General features: G+C 69.9%; 26 protein-coding genes and 1 tRNA gene. 14 read left to right on the plus strand and 13 right to left on the minus strand.

The window, feature by feature from the left end; genetic code table 11:
- Window positions 1-45 precede the first annotated feature (45 nt).
- Together DEU34_RS08080 and DEU34_RS08085 are read right to left on the minus strand one after the other, a co-directional pair.
- Window positions 46-876, minus strand: coding sequence for an undecaprenyl-diphosphate phosphatase (locus DEU34_RS08080; protein ID WP_121149558.1), 831 nt, complete (start codon window positions 874-876; stop codon window positions 46-48).
- Between the two features lie 8 nt (window positions 877-884).
- Window positions 885-2189 (minus strand): M20/M25/M40 family metallo-hydrolase, encoded by a 1305-nt coding sequence (locus tag DEU34_RS08085; protein ID WP_121149559.1) that lies wholly within the window; start codon window positions 2187-2189, stop codon window positions 885-887.
- Between the two features lie 222 nt (window positions 2190-2411).
- Here DEU34_RS08085 and DEU34_RS08090 point away from each other — a divergent pair.
- A tRNA-Leu gene (locus tag DEU34_RS08090) sits at window positions 2412-2497 on the plus strand.
- 111 nt (window positions 2498-2608) lie between these two features.
- On the opposite strand, the gene DEU34_RS08095 is transcribed toward DEU34_RS08090, so the two are convergent.
- The gene (locus DEU34_RS08095; protein WP_121149560.1) at window positions 2609-3685 is read right to left on the minus strand and encodes a VIT1/CCC1 family protein; all 1077 of its coding nucleotides are present in this window, start codon (window positions 3683-3685) and stop codon (window positions 2609-2611) included.
- Window positions 3686-3801: 116 nt separating this feature from the next.
- The gene (locus DEU34_RS08100) at window positions 3802-5664 is read right to left on the minus strand and encodes a DEAD/DEAH box helicase (protein ID WP_259460066.1); all 1863 of its coding nucleotides are present in this window, start codon (window positions 5662-5664) and stop codon (window positions 3802-3804) included.
- A gap of 125 nt (window positions 5665-5789) precedes the next feature.
- Between DEU34_RS08100 and DEU34_RS08105 the strand changes: the two genes are divergently transcribed.
- Window positions 5790-6638 carry an SGNH/GDSL hydrolase family protein gene (locus tag DEU34_RS08105; protein ID WP_121149562.1) on the plus strand — a complete coding sequence of 283 codons (849 nt, stop codon included), beginning with the start codon at window positions 5790-5792 and terminating at the stop codon, window positions 6636-6638.
- Here the strand turns inward: DEU34_RS08105 and DEU34_RS08110 are convergent.
- Window positions 6635-7435: an RNA methyltransferase gene (locus DEU34_RS08110; protein ID WP_121149563.1), complete on the minus strand. Its 801-nt coding sequence runs from the start codon at window positions 7433-7435 to the stop codon at window positions 6635-6637. The genes DEU34_RS08105 and DEU34_RS08110 overlap by 4 nt on opposite strands.
- A gap of 76 nt (window positions 7436-7511) precedes the next feature.
- On the opposite strand from DEU34_RS08110, the gene DEU34_RS08115 reads away from it, so the two are divergent.
- From DEU34_RS08115 to DEU34_RS08125, 3 genes are read left to right on the plus strand one after another with little or no spacing between them, the layout of a single operon-like run.
- Window positions 7512-8366 (plus strand): Sir2 family NAD-dependent protein deacetylase, encoded by an 855-nt coding sequence (locus DEU34_RS08115; protein WP_121149564.1) that lies wholly within the window; start codon window positions 7512-7514, stop codon window positions 8364-8366.
- 9 nt (window positions 8367-8375) lie between these two features.
- Window positions 8376-8981, plus strand: coding sequence for a histidine phosphatase family protein (locus DEU34_RS08120; protein ID WP_121149565.1), 606 nt, complete (start codon window positions 8376-8378; stop codon window positions 8979-8981).
- 49 nt (window positions 8982-9030) lie between these two features.
- Window positions 9031-9504, plus strand: coding sequence for an Lrp/AsnC family transcriptional regulator (locus DEU34_RS08125; protein ID WP_121149566.1), 474 nt, complete (start codon window positions 9031-9033; stop codon window positions 9502-9504).
- On the opposite strand, the gene DEU34_RS08130 is transcribed toward DEU34_RS08125, so the two are convergent.
- Window positions 9476-10462 (minus strand): DMT family transporter, encoded by a 987-nt coding sequence (locus DEU34_RS08130; RefSeq protein WP_121149567.1) that lies wholly within the window; start codon window positions 10460-10462, stop codon window positions 9476-9478. The two genes, DEU34_RS08125 and DEU34_RS08130, sit on opposite strands and share 29 nt — an antisense overlap.
- 71 nt (window positions 10463-10533) lie before the next feature.
- Between DEU34_RS08130 and DEU34_RS08135 the strand changes: the two genes are divergently transcribed.
- Complete coding sequence (locus tag DEU34_RS08135) at window positions 10534-11097, plus strand: CGNR zinc finger domain-containing protein (RefSeq protein ID WP_121149568.1); 564 nt, start codon at window positions 10534-10536, stop codon at window positions 11095-11097.
- On the opposite strand, the gene DEU34_RS08140 is transcribed toward DEU34_RS08135, so the two are convergent.
- Entirely contained in the window at window positions 11057-11950 is an 894-nt protein-coding gene (locus tag DEU34_RS08140; protein WP_121149569.1) for an alpha/beta fold hydrolase, read from the minus strand. The genes DEU34_RS08135 and DEU34_RS08140 overlap by 41 nt on opposite strands.
- Window positions 11951-12025: 75 nt before the next feature.
- On the opposite strand from DEU34_RS08140, the gene DEU34_RS08145 reads away from it, so the two are divergent.
- Window positions 12026-12748 (plus strand): 3'-5' exonuclease, encoded by a 723-nt coding sequence (locus DEU34_RS08145; RefSeq protein WP_121149570.1) that lies wholly within the window; start codon window positions 12026-12028, stop codon window positions 12746-12748.
- 48 nt (window positions 12749-12796) lie between these two features.
- Here DEU34_RS08145 and DEU34_RS08150 read toward each other — a convergent pair whose 3' ends face one another.
- The 3 genes from DEU34_RS08150 to glgA all read right to left on the minus strand — a co-directional run bounded on the left by DEU34_RS08150 (window position 12797) and on the right by glgA (window position 15142).
- Window positions 12797-13048: a type B 50S ribosomal protein L31 gene (locus DEU34_RS08150; RefSeq protein WP_116646690.1), complete on the minus strand. Its 252-nt coding sequence runs from the start codon at window positions 13046-13048 to the stop codon at window positions 12797-12799.
- Between the two features lie 111 nt (window positions 13049-13159).
- Entirely contained in the window at window positions 13160-13945 is a 786-nt protein-coding gene (locus DEU34_RS08155; protein ID WP_121149571.1) for an ABC transporter ATP-binding protein, read from the minus strand.
- A gap of 9 nt (window positions 13946-13954) precedes the next feature.
- Window positions 13955-15142 (minus strand): glycogen synthase, encoded by a 1188-nt coding sequence (gene glgA, locus DEU34_RS08160; protein WP_121149572.1) that lies wholly within the window; start codon window positions 15140-15142, stop codon window positions 13955-13957.
- Window positions 15143-15217: 75 nt separating this feature from the next.
- Here glgA and glgC point away from each other — a divergent pair, with 75 nt between their 5' ends.
- A complete protein-coding gene (gene glgC, locus DEU34_RS08165) occupies window positions 15218-16462 on the plus strand; it encodes a glucose-1-phosphate adenylyltransferase (RefSeq protein ID WP_121149573.1) in 1245 nt (414 codons plus the stop codon).
- A gap of 18 nt (window positions 16463-16480) precedes the next feature.
- Here glgC and DEU34_RS08170 read toward each other — a convergent pair whose 3' ends face one another.
- Entirely contained in the window at window positions 16481-16954 is a 474-nt protein-coding gene (locus tag DEU34_RS08170) for an S-ribosylhomocysteine lyase (protein ID WP_121149574.1), read from the minus strand.
- Between the two features lie 94 nt (window positions 16955-17048).
- On the opposite strand from DEU34_RS08170, the gene serB reads away from it, so the two are divergent.
- Window positions 17049-17684, plus strand: a complete 636-nt coding sequence (serB, locus tag DEU34_RS08180) for a phosphoserine phosphatase SerB (protein WP_121149575.1) — start codon at window positions 17049-17051, stop codon at window positions 17682-17684.
- Between the two features lie 99 nt (window positions 17685-17783).
- Here serB and fabG read toward each other — a convergent pair whose 3' ends face one another.
- Window positions 17784-18494 (minus strand): 3-oxoacyl-ACP reductase FabG, encoded by a 711-nt coding sequence (gene fabG / locus DEU34_RS08185; protein WP_116646696.1) that lies wholly within the window; start codon window positions 18492-18494, stop codon window positions 17784-17786.
- A 124-nt stretch (window positions 18495-18618) separates the two neighbouring features.
- On the opposite strand from fabG, the gene DEU34_RS08190 reads away from it, so the two are divergent.
- The 4 genes from DEU34_RS08190 to DEU34_RS08205 are packed head-to-tail and all read left to right on the plus strand — an operon-like array spanning window position 18619 to window position 20530.
- Window positions 18619-19059, plus strand: coding sequence for a DUF4190 domain-containing protein (locus DEU34_RS08190; RefSeq protein WP_259460067.1), 441 nt, complete (start codon window positions 18619-18621; stop codon window positions 19057-19059).
- Window positions 19060-19116: 57 nt separating this feature from the next.
- A complete protein-coding gene (locus DEU34_RS08195) occupies window positions 19117-19482 on the plus strand; it encodes a DUF3099 domain-containing protein (protein WP_121149577.1) in 366 nt (121 codons plus the stop codon).
- Complete coding sequence (locus DEU34_RS08200; protein WP_259460068.1) at window positions 19479-19691, plus strand: hypothetical protein; 213 nt, start codon at window positions 19479-19481, stop codon at window positions 19689-19691. The genes DEU34_RS08195 and DEU34_RS08200 overlap by 4 nt, the downstream gene beginning before the upstream one ends.
- Entirely contained in the window at window positions 19688-20530 is an 843-nt protein-coding gene (locus tag DEU34_RS08205) for an SURF1 family protein (RefSeq protein WP_121149578.1), read from the plus strand. The genes DEU34_RS08200 and DEU34_RS08205 overlap by 4 nt, the downstream gene beginning before the upstream one ends.
- A gap of 9 nt (window positions 20531-20539) precedes the next feature.
- Here DEU34_RS08205 and DEU34_RS08210 read toward each other — a convergent pair whose 3' ends face one another.
- Window positions 20540-22138, minus strand: coding sequence for an ABC-F family ATP-binding cassette domain-containing protein (locus tag DEU34_RS08210; RefSeq protein WP_121149579.1), 1599 nt, complete (start codon window positions 22136-22138; stop codon window positions 20540-20542).
- Between the two features lie 114 nt (window positions 22139-22252).
- On the opposite strand from DEU34_RS08210, the gene DEU34_RS08215 reads away from it, so the two are divergent.
- Window positions 22253-22879, plus strand: a complete 627-nt coding sequence (locus DEU34_RS08215; protein WP_121149580.1) for a biotin transporter BioY — start codon at window positions 22253-22255, stop codon at window positions 22877-22879.
- The last annotated feature ends 41 nt before the right edge of the window (window positions 22880-22920 follow it).

Below are 22920 nucleotides of genomic sequence, written 5' to 3' on the forward strand. Positions count from 1 at the left end.
CTCTTGACGCACGGACGGGAATACGCTTCAGCCCGATTTCGCCGATCAGTACGCCTGGAGCACCCCGGTGGACAGCAGCACGATCAGAGCGACGCCGAGCACCACCCGGTAGATCACGAAGGGCAGGAAGCTGCGCTTCTTGATGTACTGCATGAGGAACGCGATCACGGCGAGGCCGACGGCGAAGGCGACCACCGTCGCGACGGCCGTCTCACCGGCGCCGTAGGGTCCGCCGGGCTCCTCGAAGCTCTTGTAGAGCTCGTAGAAACCGCTGCCGAAAACGGCGGGCACGGCGAGGAGGAACGCGTACTCCGCCGCGGCCGGGCGGGTGTAGCCGAGCGCGAGACCGAGAGTGGTGGTGGCCCCCGACCGTGACACGCCCGGGACGAGCGCAAGAGCCTGCGCGAAACCGAGGCCGAGGCCGTGCGGGAAGGTCATCTGCTCCATCTCGCGGCGACGAGCTCCCCAGCGGTCGGCGGCTCCGAGAAGCAGGCCGAACACGATGAGCACGATCGCGACCAGCCAGAGGTTGCGGAACGTGTCGCGGATCACGCTCTGGAACGCGAAGCCCAGCACACCGATCGGCAGCGTTCCGACGATGATCAGCCAGCCCAGACGCGCATCCGGGTCGTTGCGCGGCACCTTGCCCGTCAACGACTGCGCCCAACGGCCGATGATGCGCACGATCGTCTTCCAGAAGTAGAGCAGCACCGCCAGTTCGGTGCCGATCTGGGTGATGGCGGTGAAGGTCGCCCCCGGATCGGTGGCCGACGGCAGGAACTCCCCCACGATGCGCAGGTGCGCGCTGGAGGAGATCGGCAAGAACTCGGTCAGTCCCTGGACCAGACCGAGGACGATGGCCTCGATGAACTGCATGTGCGCTCCTAGTAGGTCCGGATGAGGTCGGTCAGCACCCGCTGGCCGAACACGAGCGCGTCGACGGGCACGCGCTCGTCGACGCCGTGGAACATCCCGGTGAAGTCGAGGTCGGCCGGCAGGCGCAGCGGAGCGAATCCGTAGCCGGCGATGCCGAGGGCGGCCAGCGCCTTGTTGTCGGTGCCGGCGCCCAGCAGGTACGGGATCACGGGGACGCCGGGGTCGTGGCGGCCGAGCGACGAGACCATCGCCTCCACCAGGTCACCCCGGAAGGGCACCTCGAGGCCGATGTCCTGGTGCACGATCTCGATGTCGACCTCGTCGCCGACGATGCGGCGGATCTCCTCGAGCGACTCCGCCTCGGTGCCGGGCAGCACACGCACGTCGATGAGCGCCTCGGCGCGATCGGGGATCACGTTGTGCTTGTAGCCCGCGGTCAGGCCGGTCGGGTTGGTCGTCGTCCGCAGTGTCGAGCGGAGGAAGGCGGATGCTGCGCCCGCCCGCTCGGCGAGGGCATCGGGGTCGCCCCCGGCGGCGTCGCCGGTGAGGCGGGTCACCGCATCCAGGAACTCGGTGGTCGTGTCGGTGAGGCGCACGGGCCACGTGGCCCGACCGAGACGCGCGACGGCCTCGGCGAGCTTCGTGACGGCGTTGTCGGGGTGGAGCCTGCTGCCGTGACCCGCGCGGCCCCGGGCGACGAGCTTCATCCAGATGAGGGCCTTCTCGCCCACCTGGAGCAGGTAGGCGCGGCGGTCGTCGAACGATATCGAGTAGCCGCCCACCTCACTGATGGCCTCCGTGGCACCCGCGAACCATTCGGGGCGATCGCGCACGACGAGGGCCGAACCCTCCACTCCCCCGTTCTCCTCGTCGGCGAAGAACGCCAGGATGAGGTCGCGCTCGGGCTGCTCGCCCGCGCGCAGCAGGTCGGCGACGGCGGTGAGGATCATGGCGTTCATGTTCTTCATGTCGACGGCGCCGCGGCCCCACAGCATCCCGTCGCGGATCTCGCCCGCGAACGGATCGACGCTCCAGTCTTCGGCGATGGCCGGGACGACGTCGAGGTGGCCGTGCAGGATCAGCGCGGGCTTGTCCTGATTTCGCCCCGCCACCCGCGCGACGACGTTGGTGCGTCGCGGAATGGGCTCGTAGAACTCGGGGGTCAGCCCGAGCCCCTCGAGGTAGGCCCCGACGTACTCGGCGGCTTCGCGCTCCCCGTGAGCCGTCCCCCCGCCGAAGTTCGAGGTGTCGAACCGGATGAGGTCCGCGGCGATCCGGGCGACCTCGGGGAGGCCGTCGTCAGGCGTAGGCATGAGGGCTAGGTTATCGCGCCGTCGGGTCGGTCTCGTTTCGGCGCAGTGCGTGCCCGTGACGAATCCGCACGGGCCCGCTCGAGTCGACATCGACGGGTCGATCCCCCGTGTGGATCCGCGCACCAGGGTGTCGATCCGCGCGTCGGAGACCGGCGTGGTTCGCCGTGCGTTCCGGTGCATGGTAATGTCGTTCCTCGGTTGCGAAACCGAAAAACACCCAATGCGCGGGTGGCGGAATAGGTAGACGCGCTAGCTTGAGGTGCTAGTGCCCGTATTAGGGCGTGGGGGTTCAAGTCCCCCCTCGCGCACAGAACAAAGAACGGCTCCCCGACAGGGGGGCCGTTCTTCGTTGTAAGCCCACACACGCCGATCGGCCGAGACATCGCGCCAGGCGGCGCGTCTCGGCCGATCGTGGTGTGTCAGCCGGCGGAGACGCCGAAGAGCAGGCCGAGCGCGTAGGTGACGGCGGCGGCGCCGTAGCCGATGAGGAGCTGCCGGAGGGCGCGGCGCAGGGGCGGTCCGCCCGAGAGCAGACCCACCATCGCACCCGTGACGAACAGCGCGATGCCGACCAGGGCGAGGGCGAGCACGACGGCGGCGAGGCCGGAGAGCCCGAAGATCCACGGCAGCACCGGGATGATCGCGCCCGAGGCGAAGAACAGGAAGCTCGAGATCGACGCACCCCAGGCGCCGCCCACGATCTCGTGCTCGCCGGATGCTTCGTGGGCGCGCGGGTTCGGGAGCCCCGGCCGGCGCGAATCCTCGACGGCGCGGCGCGCGTTCTCGAAAGCCTCCTCGGGGTCCATCCCCCGTGCGCGGTAGACGAGTGCCAGCTCGTTGGCGTCGATGTCGAGGTGCGGGATCGCCGCGTCGGCGAAATCGCTCGGCTCGGTCGACGCGAGCAGCTCGCGCTGCGACCGCACCGAGACGAACTCCCCCGCGCCCATCGACAGGGCGCCGGCGAGCAGACCCGCGATGCCGCTGAAGAGCACGAACCCGGGCGCGACCCCGGTCGCCCCGATCCCCATCACCAGCGCGAGGTTGGAGACGAGTCCGTCGTTCGCGCCGAAGACGGCGGCCCGGAACGTGCCCGACAGCCGTCGACGCCCGCGCGCGGCCAGGCCCCGCACCACCTCGTGGTGCACCTTCTCATCGGCGGCCATGGCCGCGGTCGCATACGGCTCGTCGTCGTAGGGCGACCGCGCCTCGGCATTCTGGGCCAGGGCCAGCACGAAGATCGAGCCGAATCGCTGCGCCATCCATCCCAGCATCCGCCCGCCCAGCCCGGGCCGGGGCACGCGTGCCGGCTCGCCACCGAGCAGCTCGAGCCAATGCGCCTCGTGACGCCCCTCGGCCTCGGCGAGAGCGAGGAGGATCTCGCGCTCCTCTCCCGAGCGGCGGGCGGCGAGCCGCCGGTAGATCTTCGCCTCGGCACGCTCTTCGACGAGGTATCTCGCCCACCGCCGTCGGTCTCGGGGAGTGGGCGCAGCCGTCACGGTCGTTCGTTCCTCTTCATTCGTCCGGAAAGTCACCTCACGCTAACGGCGCGCACGACGGCGCCTCCTCGAAAGCCCGCGATTGTCAGCATTTCGGGGTTCCGAACCGCATGGGCTCAGGAGTGCACGCGCTTGCGCAGCACCTCGATGCGCGCCTGCAACTGCGCCACGGTCGCGTGCGAGACCGCGGGCCCGCCGCAGATGCGTCGCAGCTCCGCGTGCACGAGTCCGTGGGCTTCGCCGCTCTGGCGCGCGTAGAGCCCGACCAGGCTGTTGAGCAGCTGCCGCTGTTCCTTGAGCGTGCGGTGCAGTGCCGCGGGAGGTGCGTCGACCGGAGCCGCGTCGCCCGCGGGCGCGTCGCGTTCCTTCGCCTCGCGCGCCGAGCGGTGGCGCCCCTGCTTGGCCTGCCTGGCCATCAGCACCTCGTGCACGTGCTCGGGTTCGAGCAGTCCTGGGATGCCGAGGAACTCCTCCTCCTCCAGAGTTCCGGGAACGGCCAGCTGGCCGAACTCCTTGCCGTCGAAGAGCACCCGGTCGAAGTGCGCGAGCGAGCCCATGGCCTGGAACTGGAACTCCTGCTCGAGCGCGTCGGAGGCCTTGTCCTCGCGCTCGGCGGCATTCATCATGTCTTCTTCGGCGTTCCAGTCGTCGCCGTTGCTGTCGCGGTCGAGAGCGTGGTCGCGCTGGCGCTCCATCTCGCCGGCGAGGGCGAGCAGGTTCGGCACGTGGGGCAGGAACACGCTCGCCGTCTCACCGCGACGCCGGGCTCGCACGAAACGGCCGATCGCCTGGGCGAAGAACAGCGGCGTCGAGGCCGAGGTCGCGTAGACGCCGACCGCGAGTCGGGGAACGTCGACACCCTCCGACACCATGCGCACCGCCACCATCCACCGGCTGTCGTCGTTCGAGAACTTCTCGATGCGCGACGACGCCTCCGCCTCGTCGGAGAGCACGACGGTCGGCGCCTCGCCCGTCAGCCCCTCGAGGATGGCGGCGTACGCGCGCGCGGCGGTCTGGTCGGTGGCGATGACGAGCCCGCCCGCGTCGGGAACCTGCTCGCGCACCTCGGTGAGACGGCGGTCGGCCGAGCGCAGCACGGCCGGGATCCACTCACCGTTGGGGTCGAGAGCGGTGCGCCATGCCTGCGAGGTGATGTCTTTGGTGTTGTCCTGCCCGAGCTGGGCCTCCATCTCTTCGCCGGCCTTCGTGCGCCAGCGCATCGAGCCCGCGTAGACGAGGAAGAGCACCGGTCGGACGACGCCGTCCTCGAGCGCGCGCTTGTAGCCGTAGCTGTAATCGGTGCGCGAGATGCGGATGTTGTTGGCGTCGGGGTGGTACTCGACGAACGGGATCGGGGCGGTGTCGCTGCGGAACGGTGTTCCCGACAGCAGCAGACGTCGGGTCGCGCGCCCGTAGGCCTCGCGGAGCGCGTCGCCCCAACTGAGCGCGTCGCCGCCGTGATGCACCTCGTCGAGGATGACGAGGGTGCGAGCATTCATGATGAGGTCGTGGTGGACGGATGCTTTCGTCGCGACCTGCGCGTAGGTGACGGCGACACCGTGGTACTGCCTGGACGGCACCGAGTGGCGGTTGCTGAAGAACGGGTCGAGGCGGATCGAGACGCGGGCCGCAGCATCCGCCCACTGGGTCTTGAGGTGCTCCGTCGGCGCGACGACGACGATGCGGTCGACGACGTTGCGACGCAGCAGCTCACTGGCGAGCCTCAGTGCGAACGTCGTCTTGCCGGCGCCGGGGGTGGCCGCCGCGAGGAAGTCGCGCGGTCCCTTCCCGACCCCGTCGGGGCCGTCGGCGCCGAAGTAGATGTCGAGGGCCTCGGCCTGCCAGGCGCGCAGGCGCTGAGCGGTGCCCCAGGGTGCGCGCTGCGGGTAGGTGGGAGAGAGATGCTCGGCCGCGAAGCTGCCGAAATGCGGGTCGTTCTCGTCTGTTCCGGGAGGGTTCGTGAGCGTTCCGTCTTCCACGTTCCTCCTTTCCGATGCGTCGAGCGCAAACATCAACGATAGGTCGTCGCGCCGACATCGGACTCCGTCGACGACGATGGAGGGAGCGCGGCCTCCCCGCTAGCCTGGAAACGGAGGTCCCGCTGATGATCGAGTCCGAGAAACTGCACCACGACAACGCCGGCCCCCACCCGTGGCGCCGGTACGTCGCCCTCGGCGACTCGTTCACCGAGGGCATCGGAGACCCCGTACCGGGCGGGCACCGCGGCTGGGCCGACCGGGTCGCGGAGGTGCTCGCCACCCAGGTCGACGACTTCGCCTACGCCAACCTCGCGGTGCGCGGGAAGCTGATCGCCCAGATCGTCGCCGACCAGATCGAACCGGCGCTGGCGCTCCAGCCCGACCTCATCACCATCTCGGCCGGCGGCAACGACGTCATCCGCCCCGGCACCGACCCCGACCAGGTCGCGCAGCAGTTCGAAGACGCCATCGTGCGGCTCTCCGCCGGCGGTGCGACCGTCGTCGTCTTCACCGGGATCGACACGCACTTCACCCCGGTGTTCCGCAACATCCGCGGGAAGGTCGCGATCTACAACGAGAACATCCGCGCCATCGCCGACAGGTACGACTGCGTCGTGGCCGACCAGTGGGGTCTCAAGGAGATCCAGGACATGCGGTTCTTCGACGACGACCGCCTGCACATGAACCCGCTCGGCCACCACGAGGTCGCCCGCATGGTGCTGCGCGCGCTGAACGTCCCGAACGACCTGCAGCCCATGCAGCCCGACCCCCTGGGCGTGACGACCTGGCGCGCAGCGCGCGAGAAGGACTTCGTCTGGGCACGCACGCACCTCGTGCCGTGGGTGCTGCGACGGCTCCGCCACCAGTCGTCCGGGGACCTGGTCCAAGCCAAACGCCCGGAACCGACGCCGATCTTCGTCCGCGCGGCGCAGACGGATGCCGCGGACGACGGCGCACAGCCCGACCGGCTCTAGCGGCGCAGCGCCCAGATCGCGACGGCCGATGCGGCGGCGACGTTGAGGGAGTCCACTCCCCCGCCCATCGGGATGGTGACGACCGTATCGGCGCCGGCCAGTGCGCGGCGGCTCAGCCCGTCGCCCTCGGCGCCGAGCATCAGCGCGATGCGCTCGGGACGATCGGCGGCGAACGCGTCGAGCGCGACCGCACCGTCGGACAGCGCCAGCGCGGCGATGTGCAGCCCGGCGTCGTGGAGGGCGGCCGTTGCCGCCGGTCCTTCCGGCAGCCGCGTCCACGGCACCTGGAACACCGTGCCCATGCTCACCCGCACGCTGCGTCTGTAGAGCGGATCGGCGCAGCGCGCCGACACCAGCACGGCGTCCGCCCCGAGAGCCGCGACGCTGCGGAAGACCGCGCCGACGTTCGTGTGATCGACGATGTCCTCGAGCACGACGACGAGCCGGGCGTCGCGCACGACCTCGGCGACGGGGCGTTCGGGCGGGCGGTGCATGGCCGCCAGCACGCCGCGATGCACGGCGTACCCCGTGACGTCCTCGGCGAGGGCGGCCGGCACCACGAAGACGTCGACCGCGTCGGTGTCGACGATGTCGACGGTCTCGGCCACCCACTTCTCCTGCACCAGCACGGAGCGTGGGCGGTGCCCGGCACGCAGCGCGCGGGCGAGCACCTTCGCGGACTCCGCGATGTACAGCCCGCCCTGCGGCTCGATCACCCGCCGCAGGGCGACGTCGGTCAGGTCTCGATAGTCCGACAGGCGCGGATCGCGCGGGTCGTCGACGGGGATGATGGGCATGATTGCTCCCCACTCTGCCACCGACCGGACACCCGCCCGCGCGGCCTACACTCGAATCGGTGACGGAGGTGGGCGCATGACGGCGGAGACGCAGGCGGATGCGACGACGACCGCGGCTATCGAGGCGGCCGTGGAGGTCCTGTCCGGCCGCACGATAGCGGTGCTCACCGGTGCCGGCGTCTCGACCGATTCCGGCATCCCCGACTACCGCGGCAAGGGCGCACCCGTGCGCACGCCCATGACCGTCACGCACTTCCTCTCGAGCGAGGACGCACGCCGCCGCTACTGGGTGGGCAGCCATCTCGGGTGGCGGACGTTCGCTGCGGCCAGGCCGAACGACGGTCATCGGGCGCTCGCCAGGCTCGAAGAGGACGGCGTCGCCGCCGGGGTCATCACCCAGAACGTCGACGGCCTGCACCTGCGCGCCGGCAGCCGGCGCGTCGTCGAGCTGCACGGGACGATGCGGCGGGTGTTCTGCCTGCAGTGCGGGCAGGTCTTCGACCGCCGCGATCTGGCCGAGCGGGTCGAGGCCGAGAACCCCTGGCTCACGGTCGACGAAGACGTGCTCCTCGGCCCTGACGGCGACGTCCGCCCCGAGAGCGTCGAGGGATTCCGCGTGCCCTCCTGCAGCGTGTGCGCCGGGGTCCTCAAACCCGACGTCGTCTTCTTCGGCGAATACATCCCGCCGGCGAAGTTCCGCGAGGCCGAGCAGTTGGTCGCGCAGAGCGACGCCCTCGTCGTGGCCGGCTCCTCGCTCGTGGTGAACTCCGGTATCCGGCTGGTCGAGCGCGCGCGGCGGCGGCGCCTGCCCGTGGTGATCGTCAACCGCGGCGAGACCAAGGTCGATGCCCGTGCGACGGTGAAGATCGATGCCGGGGCGAGCGAGGTGCTCACGACCCTCGCGGATCTGCTGCGCCCGCCGGCTCGGTAGGCTCGAAGGGTGACGATCCTCACCCTTGTGCGCCACGGCGAGACCGACTGGAACCGCGACGGACGCGTGCAGGGATCGACGGACATCCCCCTCAACGACACCGGACGGCAGCAGGCGCGGGAGGCAGGACGAGCGCTCCGAGAGGTCATCGACGCGGATGCTGCGACCGTGGTCGCCTCGAGCGACCTGCTCCGCGCCGCCGAGACCGCCGACCTCATCGCCCATGAGCTGGGCGCCGACGAGCCGCGGCGGTACCGCGGCCTGCGCGAGCGGGCCTACGGCGAGGCCGAGGGGATGACGACGACCGACTTCCGCGCCCGCTGGGGCGACTGGTTCACGGCCGACGTCCCCGGAGCCGAGACGTGGGACGACCTGCGCCGGCGCGCACTGGAGACGCTCCGCCGCACGGTCCAGGACGCGCGTCGCGCGACGTCCCCTGCCGCTCCCGCTCTCGTCGTGGTCGCCCACGGCGCGCTGATCCGCGAGGTGATCCGCCACGCGACCGGGGGCGAGCTGCCGATCCCCGGAGAGCGTCTTCCCAACGGGTCCGCGCACACGTTCCTGATGGAGCGGGACAGGTTGCAGCTGCTGTCCTACGTCGCCGCACCGCTCTGAGACGCGGCGCGGAGAGCGGGGCCTGCGTTCCCTGCTACCGTTTTCGCTCATGACCGCTCTCGACTCCGTCGATCTCGAGCTGCTGCGCGCCCTCGTCGACGACCCCCGCGCGACGGTCGTCGCCCTGGCCGACCGGCTCGGGCTGTCGCGCAACACCGTGCAGACGCGGATGAGCCGGCTCGAGCGTTCCGGCGTCTTCCACTCGTTCGAGCGCACGTTCTCGACCGAGGCGCTCGGTTTCCCGATCGACGCCTTCATCAACGTGACGGTGCGTCAGGCCGAACTCCCCCGTATCAAGGCCGAGCTCGCCCTCGTCCCCGAAGTGCTCCAGGCCCACGGGCTGAGCGGGCAGGTCGATCTGCTCGTGCGCGTCGCGTGCCGCGACGCGCAGCACCTGTTCGACACCGATGCGCGCATCCTCGCGATCGACGGCGTCGAGCGCACCGAGACCTCGCTCGCCATGGGCGAGGTCATCGCCTACCGCGTCGCGCCGCTCATGGGGCTGGCACGACCGGCACGATAGCCGCCTCGCCCTTGGGCGTCCCCGCGCCGCGCGCGTCGAGTCTCACGCACACCACCCCCGCCAGGATCAGCGCGCCGCCGATCGCCTGCACGAGCGTCGGCCTCTCGCCGATGAGGAGCCACGCGATCGCGCCGGCGAAGAGCGCCTCGGTGAGTCCGACGAACGACGCCAGGCGCGACCCGATCTTCGATACGGCGATCACACCGAAGGCGTACCCGCACACCGTCGCGATGAGCACGACCCACACGACGGGCACGATCCACGGCACGGTGACGCCCGCCAGCACCACGTCGACGGGCGGCGCGACGAAGGGCAGCACGCCCGTGACGACGAGCACCGCGAGGAGGAGCGCGCCAGTCAGGAGCCCACCGCCGGCCAGCGCCAGGGGCGGGATCGAGTCCCCCGTGCGCTCGGCGATGAGGAAGTAGCCCCCGAGGCAGATCGCGGCCCCGAGCGCGCACAGGGTGCCGATCAGGTCGAAGGACCCACCGGTCAGGTCGACCATGAGCAGGAGCCCCGCCACGGAGGCGATCGACCCGATCACGACCACGCGCGACGGAGCGCGACGGGTGCGCAGCCAGGCGAGCCCGACGAGGAGCACAGGCGCGAAGTACTGGATGAGCAGCGCCACACCGACCGGGATGCGCTGCATGGCCGCGAAGTAGAACAGCTGACACCCCGCGACGCCGGTCAGTCCGAATCCGACGATGAGCGGCCAGTGGCGACGGAGGAAACCGCGCTCGCGCAGAACCGCCCGCACGAACGGGTAAGCGAGCACGAGCGCTGCGCCCGACATGCGCAGGAGCAGTGCCGCCCCCAGCGACCAGCCTGCCTCGAGCAGGGGTTTCATGACCGCCCCGCTCGACGCGAAGGCGACGGCCGAGACGAGGCCGAGGAGCAGTCCGCCGGCACCCGTGGCGCGGACGGTCGGAACGGGGGCGGTGAGCGAAGCGGTCATGTGTTCCGACTGTCAGGAGTGTCGAGTGGTTACGATGGTGACACTAGCGCCCGCCGATGTCAGGAGTCAACATGGTGTTCATCCATGACACCCAGCTCGCTCTCGAGGCCGCCGTCGACCTCGTCAACACGGCGCCCGAGAGGTCCTCCGAGGGCGTCGACGCACTGGTCGATCTGGCGGATCTCGACCGGTTCCTCGATGAGCGCCCCTACTCGGGTCGCCTGCAGCGCGACGCGGAGGAGCTCGAGGCCATGCGCAGCATCCGCCCCCGCCTGCATGCCCTCTGGACCGTCGGTCGCGACGGGGCGGTACCGCTGGTGAACGCGATGCTGAGCGACGGCCGAGCGCTGCCCCAGCTCGTCTCGCACGCCGGATTCGAGCAGTGGCACATTCACGCCACCGACGACCAGGAGCCGCTCACGACCCGCGTGCTGGTCGAGACCGCCATGGCGTTCGTCGACGTCATCCGCGCCGACGAGTACGACCGGGTGCAGGTCTGCGAGGCAGACGACTGCGCCTCCGTCTTCATCGACTACTCGCGGAACAAGTCCAAGCGCTATTGCGACACCGGCAACTGCGGCAATCGCATGAACGTCAACGCGTACCGGCGTCGGAAGGCGAAAGAAAGCGCGTGATCGCGCCGGCGGCCACCGCCGGCGTCTCGTAGTGGATCAGGTGGCCGACGTCCTCGATCTCGACGAGCTGAGCGTCCGCGAAGAGGGTCGCGAGCGTCCGCTCGGCTTCGATCGGCGTGATGTCGTCCTTCTGGGCCGCGACCAGCAGGGTGCGGGTCGTGATGCGGGGCGCGAAGCCCCGAACGTCGTTCGAGACCGACGTCAGGAACGCATCGTGCAGCACGTCGCGGTCGGCGAACCGCGAGAAGTAGGCGTCGTGCTGCTCGTGCACGAAACGGCGCAGGCCCTTGTCGCGCGTCTTGACCATCGCGACGCTCATCCCCCGCACCACGAGCCGGTTGCGCAGCAGCGCGTCGCCGAGCCGCGCGGGCAGGCGCGCGCCGGCCCAGTAATAGAAGACGGCCAGGCGGGTCAGGATGCCGCGGGGCCCCTCGAGAGCCGGAGCACCGATCGGATTGACCAGCACGAGCGAGGGGGTCTCGAGCCCGTCGGCCACAGCTGCGGCCGACACGATGGAGCCGAACGAGTGCCCGAGCACCACGGCACCCGGCGCGACGCGGTCGACGAACGACGACAACCAGTCCACGTAGAGCGCGAGGTCATGGCGACGATCCGGGATCGGCGGCGTCTCTCCGAACCCGGGCAGGTCGGGCGAGATCACACGGATGCCCTCGAGGTGGGCGACGACCGGCTCGAGGCCGTGGTGCTCGCCGCGGAAGCCGTGGACGGCGACGATCGTCGTCGCCGCGCCCTCCTCGCCGTACTCCCAGTAGGCCGTGGTCGCGCCGAGCACGTCGACCTCGTTCCGCTGCGCGGGTACTCGGTCCAGGAGAGCGGCATACGGGTTCGGCACCCGTCGAGTCTACGAGCAGGCCCCGCCCGGAGTGCCTCCGCGGCGATGTCCGGGCCGCCCCCTACCGTGTGAGGCATGCAGCCGGACCCGCTCCCCCTCTTCCGGTCTCCGGAATGGGCGCAGGTCGTCGGGGTCTTCGACCTCGAGACGACGGGTGTCGACGTGACGTCCGACCGTATCGTCACGGCCCACGTCGGCCTCCTCGACCAGGAGGGCGGAGTTCTCGCCGCACGCGACTGGCTGGCCGACCCGGGCGTCGAGATCCCCGCGGGCGCGGCCGCGATCCACGGCATCTCGACCGCGCGGGCTCGCGCCGACGGGCGTCCCGTGCACCTCGTGGTCGCCGAGGTGGTCGACGCGCTGCGCGCGCTGTTCGCCGCGGGGATCCCGGTCGTCGCCTACAACGCGCCGTTCGATTTCTCCCTGCTGAAGAACGAAGCCGTGCGCCACGGCATCCCACCGATCGAGAGCCCCTCACCCGTCATCGACCCGCTGGTCGTCGACAAGGCCTACGACCGCTGGCGGCGCGGGAAGCGCACCCTCTCGGTGGTCGCAGAGCACTACCGCGTGCGCCTCGACGCCGCCCACGAAGCATCCGCCGACGCCGTGGCCGCCGGGCGTGTCGCTCAGGCTCTCGCAGAGCGCTACGCCGCCTGGCTGCCGCCCACGATCGACGAGCTGCATACGCGTCAGATCTCCTGGGCACGCGCGCAGGCGGCGAGCCTGACCGAGTACTTCGTCAGCATCGGGCGCCTCGACCCCGACCAGCCCCTCGACGGATCGTGGCCCATCCGGTGAAACGAGAAACGGCCCCGCCGAAGCGAGGCCGTTGCACGGGGATCGGGTTCAGCTGCCGCCGAAGCCCTTGAAGCGCTGGTTGAACTTCTCGACGCGACCGGCCGAGTCCATGATGCGCTGCTTGCCCGTGTAGAACGGGTGCGACGCGGACGAGATCTCGACGTCGATGACCGGGTACTCGACACCGTCGAGTTCGATCGTCTTGTCGCTGGTCACCGTCGAACGGGTGAGGAAGGTCTCGCCGGAGCCGAGGTCGCGGAACACGACGGCGCGGTAGTCCGGGTGGATGTCAGTCTTCATGGGGGTCCTTTGAGATGAGGTGCCCTGGATTTGGCCAGGACCGTCAAAGTCAGCGGCGCGAATGCACCAGCGACCGAGTCTACCAGCCCGAGGGCCGACGACGGAACAGGGTCAGGACGCGGCGCGCGCCGCGTAACGGCCGGCGTCTTCGGTGAGCACGATCGGTACGCCGAACGTGGCCTCGAGATTGGCCGCCGTCAGGGTCTCGGGGATGGGACCCGCGGCCGCTACCGCGCCGTCGCGCAGCAGCATCACGTGGGTGAAGCCCACGGGGATCTCCTCGACATGGTGGGTGACCATGACCATCGCGGGCGTGGTGGGCGCCTGCGCGTAGTCGGACAGAAGCGTGAGCAGTTCCTCTCGCGCGCCGAGGTCGAGGCTGGCGGTCGGTTCGTCGAGCAGCAGCAGCTCGGGGTCGGTCATCACCGCGCGGGCGATCTGAACGCGCTTCTGCTCCCCATCCGACAGCGTGCCGAACGTGCGGTCGGCGAGGTGATCGAGCTTCCACTCGGCCAGCACACGCAGGGCCCGACGCTCGTCGATGTCCTCGTAGTCCTCTCGCCACCGCCCGAGCACGGAGAATGCCGCCGTCAGCACGACGTTCAGCACCGACTCCTCGGGCGGGATGCGGCGAGCCATCGCCGACGAGGCGAACCCGATCCGCGGGCGCAGCTCGAAGACGTCGGTGCGCCCGAGCTGCTCGCCGAGGATCGTGACCCTGCCCGAGCTGGGGTGCAGCAGCGTGTCGGCGAGCTGGAGCAGGGTGGTCTTCCCCGCCCCGTTGGGTCCGAGGACCACCCAGCGTTGATCGTCGTCGACCGACCAGTCGAGGTGCGACACGATCTCTCGGGCGTTCCGGCGAACGACGACGTCGGAGAACTCCAAGACTTGCGGCATTCCCCCAGCCTATCGGCCGGTCAGCTCGCGGTAGAGCTCCTCGGTCGTGTCGGCGATCTTCTGCCAGCTGAACTCCTCCGCCGCGCGCGTCCGGCCGGCCCGACCGTACTCCGCCGCCTTCTCGCGGTCGCCGACGACCTCGATCAGTACCCGCGCGAGGTCGTTCACGAAGCGTTCGGGATCGACGGGCGTGCCCGTGCCGTCCTGTGCCTGCTCGATCGGGACCAGGCGACCGGTCACGCCGTCGGCCACGACCTCCGGAATGCCGCCGGTGGCGGTACCGACGACGGCGGCGCCGCACGCCATGGCCTCGAGGTTCACGATGCCGAGCGGCTCGTAGACGGACGGGCAGACGAACGCGGTCGCCGCGGTGAGCACGGCGCAGAGGTCGTGACGCGACAGGTGTCGATCGATCCAGACGACGCCCTCGCGCGTCGACTGGAGCCCGCGCACCAGCTCCTCCACCTCCGCCATGATCTCGGGGGTGTCGGGCGCACCGGCGCACAGGATCAGCTGCACCTCGGGCGGCAGCTGCTCGGCGGCGCGAAGGAGGTACGGGAGACCCTTCTGCCGCGTGATGCGGCCGACGAACACGACCGACGGACGCGTGGAGTCGATGCCATTCGCGGCCAGGAAGTCGATGTCCACGACGGGGCGCCACGCATCGACGTCGATACCGTTGTAGATCACGCGCACCTTCGCCGGATCGAGGTCGGGATAGCTGCGGAGGATGTCGCGGCGCATGCCGTCGCTGACCGCGATGATCGCGGCGGCGCCCTCGTACGCGGTCTTCTCGATGTAGCTCGAGACGGCGTAGCCGCCGCCGAGCTGCTCGGCCTTCCACGGACGGAGGGGCTCCAGGCTGTGGGCGCTGACGACGTGCGGAATGCCGTGCAGGAGCGACGCCAGGTGACCGGCGAAGTTCGCGTACCAGGTATGACTGTGCACGAGGTCCGCCCCGGCGACGTCCCCGACGATCTCGAGGTCGGTTCCCAGGGTCTGAATCGCCCCGTTCGCCGACGCGAGCTCCGCCGGCACCGCGTACGACGTGGCCTGCGGCTCGTCGCGAGGCGCACCGAAGGCGCGCACCTCGACGTCTATCGATCGGCGCAGGGCACGGACCAGCTCGGTGACGTGCACCCCCGCGCCCCCGTAGATCTCGGGCGGGTATTCCTTGGTGACGATGTCCACGCGCATGCTCGAACGCTAGTACAGCTGTCAAGGGGCGAGAAGCTGTGGTCTCCACATCGCGGACGGGCCTAGTGTGGTGCCATGCCTGCAGCGCCGAAGGTCTTCGGAATCATCCTCGCGGGTGGTGAGGGCAAGCGGCTCATGCCCCTCACCGCCGATCGCGCCAAGCCCGCCGTGCCGTTCGGAGGTCAGTACCGCCTGATCGATTTCGCGATCTCGAACCTCGTGAATTCCGGGCTGCGCCAGCTCGTTGTGCTGACGCAGTACAAATCGCACAGCCTCGACCGCCACATCTCTCAGACGTGGCGGATGTCTCCGATGCTCGGTTCGTACGTCGCGTCGGTGCCCGCCCAGCAGCGCCTCGGAAAGCGGTGGTTCTCGGGTTCGGCCGACGCGATCCTGCAGAGCATGAACCTCATCCTCGACGAGAAGCCCGACATCGTCGCCGTGATCGGCGCCGACCACGTCTACCGCATGGACTTCACGCAGATGCTCGACGCGCACATCAACTCCGATGCGCGCGCGACCGTCGCCGGCATCCGACAGCCCATCGAGCTGGCGAACCAGTTCGGTGTGATCGACGTCGATCCGACCGACCCGACGCGGATCAAGCAGTTCCTCGAGAAGCCGCAGTCTCCGACCGGGCTCGCCGACGCGCCGCACGAGGTGCTCGCGTCGATGGGCAACTACATCTTCGACGCCGACGCCCTCATCGAGGCGGTGGAGTACGACGGAGAACTCCCCACGTCGAACCACGACATGGGCGGCGACATCGTTCCCTACTTCGTCGATCGCGGCGAAGCGGCCGTCTACGACTTCAAGCGCAACGACGTCCCCGGCTCCACCGATCGCGATCGCGACTACTGGCGCGACGTGGGAACGATCGAGTCGTTCTACGACGCGCACATGGACCTGATCTCCACGCTCCCGGTGTTCAACCTCTACAACACCGACTGGCCGATCTTCTCGCAGACGGTCAACTCGCCGCCGGCGAAGTTCGTCCGCGACTCGGTCGGGCGGATCGGCAACGCGATCGACTCGGTCGTCTCGCTCGGGTCCGTGCTCTCGGGTACGCACCTCGAGCGCAGCGTCGTCGGGCCGTGGACTCTCGCCGGGGGCGGGTCGACCATCACCGACTCGGTGCTGTTCGACTACGTGCGCGTCGGAGCCGGTGCCCGCATCCACCGCGCGATCCTCGACAAGAACGTGGTTCTCGCCGACGGAGCGACCGTCGGGGTAGACCGCGAACGCGATCTCGCCCGGGGCTTCACCGTCACCGACACCGGCATCACGATCGTCGCCAAGAACGCCCGCGTCGACCCCTGATCGGGGCCGACGCGGCGTTCAGACGCCCACGCGTTCGAAGGCGTCCCGGCTGATGCCCTGACGAAGGATCTCGGCCGACCACTCACGTGCGGAGTGGAGGCTGTGGTCGCGGTAGTTGCCGCAGCTGAAGGCGTCCACGCCCGGCACGTCGGACCATTCGGCTTCCTCGGCGATGAATCGCAGGCCCTCGCCGATCGCGGTGACGACATCGGCGACGGCCGGCTCTCCCCACGTGATGAGGTGGAAGCCGGTGCGGCAGCCGAAGGGCGAGATGTCGATGACCCCGTCGAGCCGATCGCGCAGGAGACTGGCGAGCATGTGCTCGATGGTGTGAATACCCGCGGTGGGGATCTCCCCCTCGTTCGGTTGCACGAAGCGCACATCGAAGTTCGCGATGACGTCGCCGCGCGGTCCGACTTCGGTGCCGATCAGCCGCACGTACGGCGCCTTGACGGCGGTGTGGTCCAGGGTGAAGCTCTCGACGTCTGCCATGGGGTTCCTTCCTCGGAGTGCACTCCCATTGTGGACCGTCGCCCGAACCCCCGGCGCGACGCACGTCACGACAGGTCACGCTAGGGTCGAGCGCGTGCCTGCCGCCCGGTTCCTCGTCGTTCTCGACGCCGATTCCACGCTCATCCGCAACGAGGTCATCGAACTCCTCGCCGACGAAGCCGGCCGCGGTGCCGAGGTCGCCGCGGCGACGGAGGCCGCGATGCGGGGCGAGGTCGATTTCGCCACGAGCCTGCGAACCCGGGTCGCCGCGTTGGCCGGTGTTCCCACGGCGGCGTTCGAACGGGTCGTCGCGCGCATCGAGCCGACGCCCGGGGTGCGTGAGCTGATCGCCGGCGTGCACGATCGCGGCGGGCGCGTCGGCGTGGTCTCCGGCGGATTCCACGAGATCCTCGATGTGATCGCGCCCGCGCTGGGTGTCGACGTCTGGCGCGCCAACCGACTCGAGACGGCGAACGGGACGTTCACCGGCAGAGTCGACGGCGAGATCGTCGACGGCGCGGCCAAGGTCGTGGCGCTGCGGGAATGGGCGTCGGGGGCCGCCGTGCCGCGCGGGGCGACCGTCGCGATCGGCGATGGTGCGAACGACCTCCCCATGCTGGCGGCGGCCGGTCTCGGCCTCGCGTTCAACGCCAAGCCGACGGTGCGGGCGCACGCCGATCTCGTGATCGGTCGCGTCGACCTGCGCGAGGTGCTCCCCCTCCTCCCCTAGAGCACCGGCATCCGGCAGAGGACCGGTATCCGGTGGAGGGCGGGCGTGCGGTCGCCGCGCACGAGGTGATCGCCGCCGCTGCCCCGTGGGTGTGGGACCTCAGTGCCCCATACCGAGACCGCCGTCGACGGGGATCACCGCGCCGGAGATGTACGCGGCGGCGTCCGAGGCCACCCAGGTGACGACGCCGGCGACCTCGTCGGGAGTCGCGAAGCGGCCGGCCGGGATGCTGCGCTTGTACTCGGCCTGCGTGTCCTCGGGGAGGGCGGCGGTCATGTCGGTCTCGATGAAGCCGGGTGCCACGACGTTCGTCGTGATGCCGCGAGCCCCGAGTTCGCGCGTCAGCGATCGGGCGAAGCCGACGAGACCGCTCTTGGAGGCCGCGTAGTTCACCTGGCCGGCGGATCCGTAGAGGCCGACGACGCTGGAGATGAGGATCACGCGGCCCCACCGGGCCCGCAGCATCCCCTTCGACGCGCGCTTGACGACCCGGAACGCGCCGCCGAGGTTCGTCGCGACGACCGAATCGAAGTCGTCCTCCGTCATGCGCATGAGGAGGGTGTCCTTCGTGACGCCGGCGTTGGCGACGACGATCTCGATGGGGCCGAGGGCCGCCTCGACCTCGGTGAAGGCGGCGTCGACGGCCGCGGCGTCGGTCACGTCCGCGCGCACCGTGAGGGTGCCCTCGGGGCCTTCCCCCGAACGGGCGGTGACGGCCACCCGGTAGCCCTCTGCCACGAACCTCTCGGCGATGGCGCGGCCGATGCCGCGGTTGCCTCCGGTGACGAGGACGACGCGTTCGGTGGACATGGCACACTCCCTGGCCGGTGGACGGAACTGCCCCAGCCTAGGCGACCGGGGCGCGCGCGCCCGAGCGGGTTTGACACCGCATCCGCCCGCTGGAACTCTGGTCTCAGCGATAGAGAGGCTTGACGTGAGCGACGAGAACCCGAACGGCTCCCCCGCAGGTGCACCCGCGAGCCCACCGCCTCCCGGTTACCCCGGGGCCGCAGCCCCGCAGACTCCCTATGGAGCGCCGGCGTACCCCCAGCAGCAGCAGCCCTACGGGTACGCAGCGCCCTACGGCTACGCGCCGAAGACCAATTCGCTCGCGATCGTCTCCCTCGTCTCGGGCATCGCCGCGTTCGTCGTCCTCCCGTTGATCGCGTCGATCGTCGCCGTGATCACCGGTCACATGTCGCTGAAGCAGCTGAAGACCAACGGGGAGGCGGGTCGCGGAATGGCTCTGGCCGGCACCATCCTCGGCTGGGTCGGCATCGGCTTCGCCGTGATCGGCATCATCCTGCTCGTCATCTGGGTCATGTTCATCGTCGGGGTCGCCTCGAGCGGCTCGTCGTATTACGACTACTCCTGAACTATCTGACGTTGTTCCGGCGCCGCGCTCGGCTGGCAGGCGTAATCTTGAGGGATCGTGAAAACGACCACTCCCTCCGCGACATCGCTCCCGGTCGCCCCCAAGGACGACGCGGGCTCCCGTCTCACCAAGTACATGGTGATGATGGGCATTCGCCTCGCCTGCATCGTGGCGATGGTCCTCGTCCAGCCGTTCAGCTGGTACACATGGCTGTTCGCGCTGGGCGCGGTCGTCCTGCCGTACATCGCCGTCGTCGTCGCCAATGTGGGCTCCGACGTGCGACGCACGAACGTCGAGAGCCCCGAGCGGATGCTGGAGTCGCCGCCGACGGTCGCTCCGGTCGTCCCGGCACCGGCCGGGCCCGCGGTGTTCCGTATCTCCGAGACCCCTCGTCTGACGCCGGGATCGGAACCGAAGCCGTGACGGCGGAGTGCTCGCGGGCCGGCTGCCGCGACGCATCCGCCTGGGTCGTTGCCTGGCGCAACCCCCGCATCCACACCGCCGATCGCCGCAAGCTGTGGTCGGCGTGCGACGCCCACGTCGACTTCTTGCGCGACTACCTCGCCGCGCGAGACTTCCCCGTCGAGGTCTCGGCCCTCTCCGCGGTCTCCGAGGAGGGCGCACCCCGATGAGCGATCGTGCACGCCCCGCCGCTCTGCGGTGGACGGGCTACGTCGCCATCGCGATCGTGTTCGCGGTCGCCTGCGGCTTCCTCTCTCACTGGCAGTTCACCCGCAACGAGGAGCGCGCCCGCCAGCTCGCGCTCGTCGACGCCAACTACGACGCCGAACCCGTGCCGCTCAGCGACGTGATCCCCGCCGGCGCCGACCTCGATCCCGCCGACGAGTGGACGCCGGTGATCCTCACCGGGACTTATCTCCCCGACGACGAGCTCCTCGTCCGCAACCGACCTCACGGCGGAACCGCGGCGTTCGAGGTGCTCGTTCCCTTCCGTCTTGACGACGGCCGCGTCATCATCGTCGATCGCGGCTGGGTGCCTCCGGGCGATCCCGATCCCGAGCCCGACGCGGTCCCCGGTCCTCCGATCGGACAGACCACCGTCGTCGTGCGTCTGAAGCCGGGAGAGATGGTCCCCGCCTCCGGGAGGTCGGCCGACGAGGGCCAGGTGGCCACCATCAACCTCCCGACGATCGCCGAGGTCGTCTCCTCCGGTGACGCGGTGGTCACATCCGCGTACGGTCAGCTCGTCTCGGAAGACCCGTCTCCCGCGGTGGTGCCCGGCGCGCTGCCGTCACCGACGGAGGATCCCGGGCCGCACCTGTCGTACGCCATCCAGTGGATCCTGTTCGCCATCATGGGCTTCGCGTTCATCGGCTACATCATCGTCAGCGAACGGCGCATCCGTCGCGAGGAGGCCGACGAAGCCGCCGGCAAGACCCCCAGACCCCGTCGTGAGAAGCGCCGTGACAACGACGCCGACGTGGAGGACGCCCTGGTCGACTCGCGCTGACCGGTCGGGTCAGGCGAGGGTGATCAGGTCGGCGTAGTCGCGACCCCAGATGTCTTCCACCCCGTCGGGGAGGATGAGCACGCGCTCGGGGTTGAGCGCCTCGACAGCGCCCTCGTCGTGCGACACCAGTACGACGGCACCTTCGTAGTGCGCCAGCGCGCCGAGGATCTCTTCGCGCGACGCCGGGTCGAGGTTGTTGGTGGGCTCGTCGAGCAGGAGCATGTTCGCGCTGGAGACGACGAGCGTCGCGAGCGACAGACGGGTCTTCTCGCCACCGGAGAGCACGCCCGCAGGCTTCAGCACGTCATCTCCGACGAAGAGGAACGACCCGAGCACCTTGCGCGCATCCGTCGCCGTGATGTGAGGAGCGGCCGACATCATGTTCTCGAGCACCGAGCGCTTCACGTCGAGGTTCTCGTGCTCCTGGGCGTAGTACCCGACCTTGAGGCCGTGTCCGGGCTCGATGACCCCGGTGTCGGCCTTGTCGACACCGGCGAGGATCCGCAGCAGGGTCGTCTTCCCCGCACCGTTCAATCCGAGGATGACGACCTTGGAGCCACGGTCGATCGCGAGGTCGACGTCGGTGAAGATCTCGAGCGAACCGTACGACTTCGACAGACCCGACGCCATCAGCGGGGTTTTGCCGCAGGGTGCGGGCTTCGGGAAGCGCAGCTTCGCCACGCGCTCCTCCTGACGCACCTCGTCGAGACCGGCGAGCATCTTCTCGGCCCGAGCGACCATCTGATGCGCGGCGGCCGCCTTCGAGGCCTTCGCGCCGAATCGGGCGGCCTGCTGCTGGAGCACCGTCGCCTTCTTCTCGACGTTCGTGCGCTCCTTCTTGCGGCGCTCCTCGTCGGCCACCCGCTGACGCAGGTAGTTCTTCCAGTTCATGTTGTAGACGTCGATGACCTGACGGTTCGCGTCGAGGTAGAACACGCGGTTGACGGTCTCGCCGACGAGCTCGACATCGTGGCTGATGACGATCAGCCCGCCCTTGTACCCCTTGAGGAACTCGCGCAGCCACACGACGCTGTCGGCGTCGAGGTGGTTCGTCGGCTCGTCGAGGATCATGGTCTGGGCATCGGAGAAGAGGATGCGTGCGAGCTCGATACGGCGACGCTGACCGCCCGAGAGGGTCTTGAGCGGCTGATCGAGGATGCGGTCGGGCAGCGACAGGTTGTTCGCGATCGATGCCGCCTCCGCCTCGGCCGCGTAGCCGCCGAGCCCCTCGAACCGCTCGGTGAGCGAGCTGTAACGCTTCATCGCCTTGGCCGCGACGGCGTCATCGGCGTCGCCCATGAGCAGCGATGCCTCCTGCATGCCGATGGCGAGAGAGCCGAGACCGCGCGCGTCGAGGATGCGCGTGCGCGCCAGCATCTCGGGGTCGCCGCTGCGAGGGTCCTGGGGCAGATAGCCGAGCTCGCCGGAGCTGTCGACGCTTCCGGCCGCCGAGATCAGATCGCCCGCGAGCACCTTCGTCAGCGTGGTCTTGCCTGCTCCGTTGCGGCCGACGAGACCGATCTTGTCGCCGTCGCTCACGCGGAACGACACGCCCGACATCAGCACGCGCGCTCCGACGCGGATCTCGAGGTCATGCACGGCGAGCACAGCGAACGTCCGATCTTCTGGTGGGAAAAGGTACACAGGCGGCCGACGGCCAGCCCCCTAGTATAAGTCGCGAAGCCCGCCGAACCTTCCGCGAGCAGCTCACGAAGGAGCCTCATGTCCGTCGCCTCCCCGCTCGGCCGCCGCGTGCTGGCCGACCTCGTCGCCCGCCCGTCGACCCGCGCCCGCGCCGTCGCCCTCGACGCGACCCTCGTCCTCACGGGCGCGCTGACCGTCGCCGTCCTCGCCCAGGTGGAGGTGCCGCTGTGGCCGGTCCCCATCACGGGCCAGACGCTCGGCGTCATCGTCGTGGGTGCCGCGCTCGGCGCGCGCCGCGGTGCGCTGTCGCTGCTGAGCTACCTCGGTCTCGGCCTGGTCGGGCTCCCGGTCTTCGCCGGACTGTCCGGGGGCCTGGCCTCCGTCGTCAAGCCCAGCTTCGGTTTCATCATCGGTTTCGTTCTCGCCGCGTTCGTCGCCGGATGGTTTGCCGAGCGATCGTGGGACCGACGCCCCGTCCTGGCGTTCGTCGGTTTCGCCGCGGCCAGTGTCGTGCCGTTCCTCATCGGTGTGCCCTACATGGCGTTCATCCTGAACAACGTGCTGGGACTCGGCTACGGGCTCGGCGACGTCCTCGCCGTCGGCGTGCTGCCCTTCATCGTGGGCGGCATCGTCAAGGCCGCGCTGGCGGCCGGCATCGTCCCGGCCGCGTGGGCGCTGGTCCGCGCCGCCGACCGGCGACGCTGACCCCGAGCACGAGAAAGGCGCCCACCCGGCAGACCGGATGG

It is taken from the genome of Microbacterium sp. AG1240 (assembly GCF_003635115.1).
In the GTDB taxonomy this organism is placed as follows: domain Bacteria; phylum Actinomycetota; class Actinomycetes; order Actinomycetales; family Microbacteriaceae; genus Microbacterium.